We start from the raw sequence: 3,297 nt of genomic DNA on the forward strand, positions 1-3,297 counted from the left end.
AAATAATTTAGGGATAAAACAATACGAAAATCGAACAAAAAACTTAAAATACTTAATTGCATATTACTTTTATGAGCGATGCTAAACAGCTTGTTCTTGAGGCTATGAAAAAGGCTGGAAAGCCTGTCAGACCGGGTGATATAGCCAAGGAGACCGGTTTGGACAGCAAAGAAGTGTCAAAGATCATAAAAGAACTCAGAAATGAGGGTCTTGTCCACTCACCCAAAAGGTGCTACTACGCGATTAAAGAGTGAGGTGGTAAAGTGAGCACTGAAGATAACTTGAGAGATGCCTATGCCGGAGAAAGTCAGGCGATGGTGAGATACAGGATATATGCCGAGATTGCAAGGAACAAGGGTATGGAGGGAATTGCAAGAGTTTTTGAAGCCGCATCCTTTTCAGAATTCGTCCATGCAAAAAACCATCTCAAAGTCCTTGAAGATGTTAGCGATGTTAGCAAAAACCTCAAAACTGCACATGCTGGTGAAACTTACGAGATTACTGAAATGTATCCGAAGTTTTACGCGGAAGCAGAGAAAGAAGGAAACAAAAGGGCAATGAACAGCATCAGATGGGCTCTTGAAACTGAGAAAGTTCACGCTGAAATCTTCAAAAAGGTTCTGGATAGTGGGAAAGATTACGATGGGAAGATTTACATCTGCTCTGTTTGCGGTTATGCAATGGAGGATGAAGCACCTGACAGATGTCCGCTCTGCAACACTCCAAAAGATAGATTTGTCGAATTTTGATTTCACACCGATAATCTTTAATATTTTTTAATGTTACGCATTTTATGAAGAATATCTACTTTGAAGATATTGAGGTTGGGACAAAAATAGAGAGTGCTGCCAGAACTGTCACCGAAGCAGACATCGTTATGTTTGCAGCGCTGAGTGGAGACTGGAATCCAATACACACAGACGCTGAGTTCGCCAAAAACACTATTTTCGGACAGAGAATTGCTCATGGATTGCTCACACTTTCCATTGTTGCGGGACTGCTCGTAAGACTCGGTTTAACTGAGAGAACGATTGTCGCATTTTACGGCATTGACAAACTGCGTTTTACAAATCCTGTATTTATCGGAGACACGATAAAAGCCGTTCTGGAGGTTGTGGGCAAAGAGGACAAGGAAGGAAAGCCATATGGAGTTGTAGTTTACGATATAAAAGGTGTAAAACAGACTGGAGAGATCGTGCTAAGCTACACATCCAGAGTTGCAGTATTAAAAAGAAATCCCTGACCTTCCAACTTCAACAGCTTTTCTTTTATTTTTAATGAAGCCTTAGGGTTGGGCACTGATGTCGTGTAGCCTCCAAGACCGTTCTTTGCTACAACGCGGTGGCACGGTATAATCACGGGCACAGGATTTCTCCTGACAGCCTGCCCTACGGCTCTCGGCGAGGTTTTCAGCTTCTGTGCAATATCCGAATAGGTTGCGGTTTTACCATAGGGTATTTTCGATACCTCCTCAAGCACTCTTCTGATAAAGGGGGTTACGTTTAACCTGACAGGTATATCGAATTCCACCCTTTTACCGCTAAAATAATCTTCAAGTTGCTCTTTAAACTGGCCATAATCGGTGTTAAAAGCTGGAATTTCAGAGAAGAACGATTTAACAACAACCCCATCCTCAAGCACAACGTTAAAGTAAAGGTCTTCCCAAGAAACAGAGAACATTAAAAATCCCTTCCAGAAATTTCTTGAATCCTCTTTATCCCGTCAATTTCCTTTATTATCTCTGCAACTGATTTCGGTACGTACTTTTCCCAATCCTCACCCTCAAGCATCTTCTTCCTTATCTCTGTCCCATGATATTCATTCCTGTTGTACATTCTTGTGTGCATGACTTTAAATCCTGCTTCTTTGAAAAGTCTGTAAACGAGAGGGTTGTTGGTATAAACGATATCAAAGGGTGGAACCATTGAACAGACATGTGAAACCCACAGACTGTTCCTGTAGATGTCCTCAAGAGGGATGATGTAAACCTTCGTATCTACTTTGAGTTCCTCCTTTATCTCATCCACAGCCCTTGATATCATTAAAACCCTTTCGCCAGCTGTAAAGGGGTTTTCAAGAGAGTGGCTCTCCTGAGCGCTACCTATTCCAATTATAAGCTCGTCTATCTGCGTTATGATGTTCCTAACAACCTCATGGTGCCCCAAGTGATACGGCTGGAATCTGCCTACAAAGAAGGCTCTCATCTCGGCCTCCTGACGACTCTTTTGATATCATCCTTCAACTTTCTTCCACTCTTTTTCTCCCACTCCTCTATCGGGATACCATATTTTTCGTGGATGGCGTCTCTGTATTTCTCCGGGATTACGTTAAAGGAGCAGAAGGGTATTATCCTGCCATCAGGGCTTCCGTAGTGAATTTCACACCTTTCAACCCTCGATATATCGTAATTGTAAAGGTCTTGGAAGTGCATCATTCCGATAAAGAGTGATTTCAGATGGAACTGACCAAGGGTTGTATAGTCGTGCTTAACGAGGACGTCAAACAAAATCTTTGAAACGTTGAACCCTCTGGGAGCCTTTGAGCTGTCAATGAATTTTCTGAGGTCAACAACATTCTTTAAAGCCTTCACCGTCTTCATTCTGCTATTGGTTATTTCCTCTGCCTTTTCATTCAGAAATTCGAAAAGCCCCTCTACATCAACGAATCTGGTTATTGGGATTAACCTTCCGTTATCCTTGAAAACGTAGGTGGCCATACCGCAAGCGAAGTGGGTTGTAAGCTCGTATTGTGGATTTCCAGTTAAAGCCTCTATGAATCTTGAAATAGGTGTAACGCTCGGAACAGGATAGAAATCTTCTCTGCCTATCTCACCACCAGTCTGCTCCTCTATAGCCTTTATGCAGTCGGGAATTGTGATGCGAAACTGCTCCCTTTCCCTTTTCGGCATGCTTCCGACAAGGCTTACAGGCTGGAAGTTCACACCCCTGATTATGTCTATATTGTCAGCGGCGAAGCGAACTATATCTCCGAGCTGATGGTCGTTGACACTCTTTATGACTGTTGGAACGAGAACTATGCCGAGCTGAGCTCTTCTGCAGTTTTCAAGAACCTTTGGAACTTCATGATGGTTCTTTGGGTTTGTTCTCTCATCTACACCGTCGAAGGATAGATATACAGTATTCACTCCAGCAACTCTTACTTTAAGGGCGAAATCTTCCTCCTCCGCAAGCCTCACACCGTTGGTATTGAGTTGAATATGATCATAACCCTCCTCCTTTATCATCCGTATAATCTCCACCAGATCATCTCTCAGCGTCGGCTCTCCGCCGGTGAGCT

At 42.9% G+C, this 3,297-nt stretch carries 6 protein-coding genes; 3 read left to right on the forward strand and 3 right to left on the reverse strand.

Annotation, left to right across the window (positions count from 1 at the left end; genetic code table 11):
• The first annotated feature begins 71 nt into the window (after positions 1-71).
• From BP688_RS00045 to BP688_RS00055, 3 genes are read left to right on the forward strand one after another with little or no spacing between them, the layout of a single operon-like run.
• A complete protein-coding gene (locus BP688_RS00045) occupies positions 72-254 on the forward strand; it encodes a MarR family transcriptional regulator (protein ID WP_290597400.1) in 183 nt (60 codons plus the stop codon).
• A gap of 9 nt (positions 255-263) precedes the next feature.
• Positions 264-749: a rubrerythrin family protein gene (locus tag BP688_RS00050; protein WP_290597399.1), complete on the forward strand. Its 486-nt coding sequence runs from the start codon at positions 264-266 to the stop codon at positions 747-749.
• A 44-nt stretch (positions 750-793) separates the two neighbouring features.
• Positions 794-1,243 carry a MaoC family dehydratase gene (locus tag BP688_RS00055; protein ID WP_290597398.1) on the forward strand — a complete coding sequence of 150 codons (450 nt, stop codon included), beginning with the start codon at positions 794-796 and terminating at the stop codon, positions 1,241-1,243.
• Here the strand turns inward: BP688_RS00055 and BP688_RS00060 are convergent.
• The 3 genes from BP688_RS00060 to tes form a co-directional block, all read right to left on the reverse strand.
• Positions 1,204-1,680, reverse strand: a complete 477-nt coding sequence (locus BP688_RS00060; RefSeq protein WP_290597397.1) for a methylated-DNA--[protein]-cysteine S-methyltransferase — start codon at positions 1,678-1,680, stop codon at positions 1,204-1,206. The two genes, BP688_RS00055 and BP688_RS00060, sit on opposite strands and share 40 nt — an antisense overlap.
• The gene (locus tag BP688_RS00065) at positions 1,680-2,204 is read right to left on the reverse strand and encodes a nicotinamide-nucleotide adenylyltransferase (RefSeq protein WP_290623341.1); all 525 of its coding nucleotides are present in this window, start codon (positions 2,202-2,204) and stop codon (positions 1,680-1,682) included. Before BP688_RS00065 ends, BP688_RS00060 begins: the two co-directional genes overlap by 1 nt.
• A partial coding sequence (gene tes, locus BP688_RS00070) for a tetraether lipid synthase Tes (RefSeq protein ID WP_290623342.1) occupies positions 2,201-3,297 on the reverse strand: 1,097 nt, incomplete at its 5' end. The genes tes and BP688_RS00065, both read right to left, overlap by 4 nt.

It is taken from the genome of Archaeoglobus sp. UBA230, from assembly GCA_002507545.1.
Classification (GTDB): domain Archaea; phylum Halobacteriota; class Archaeoglobi; order Archaeoglobales; family Archaeoglobaceae; genus Archaeoglobus.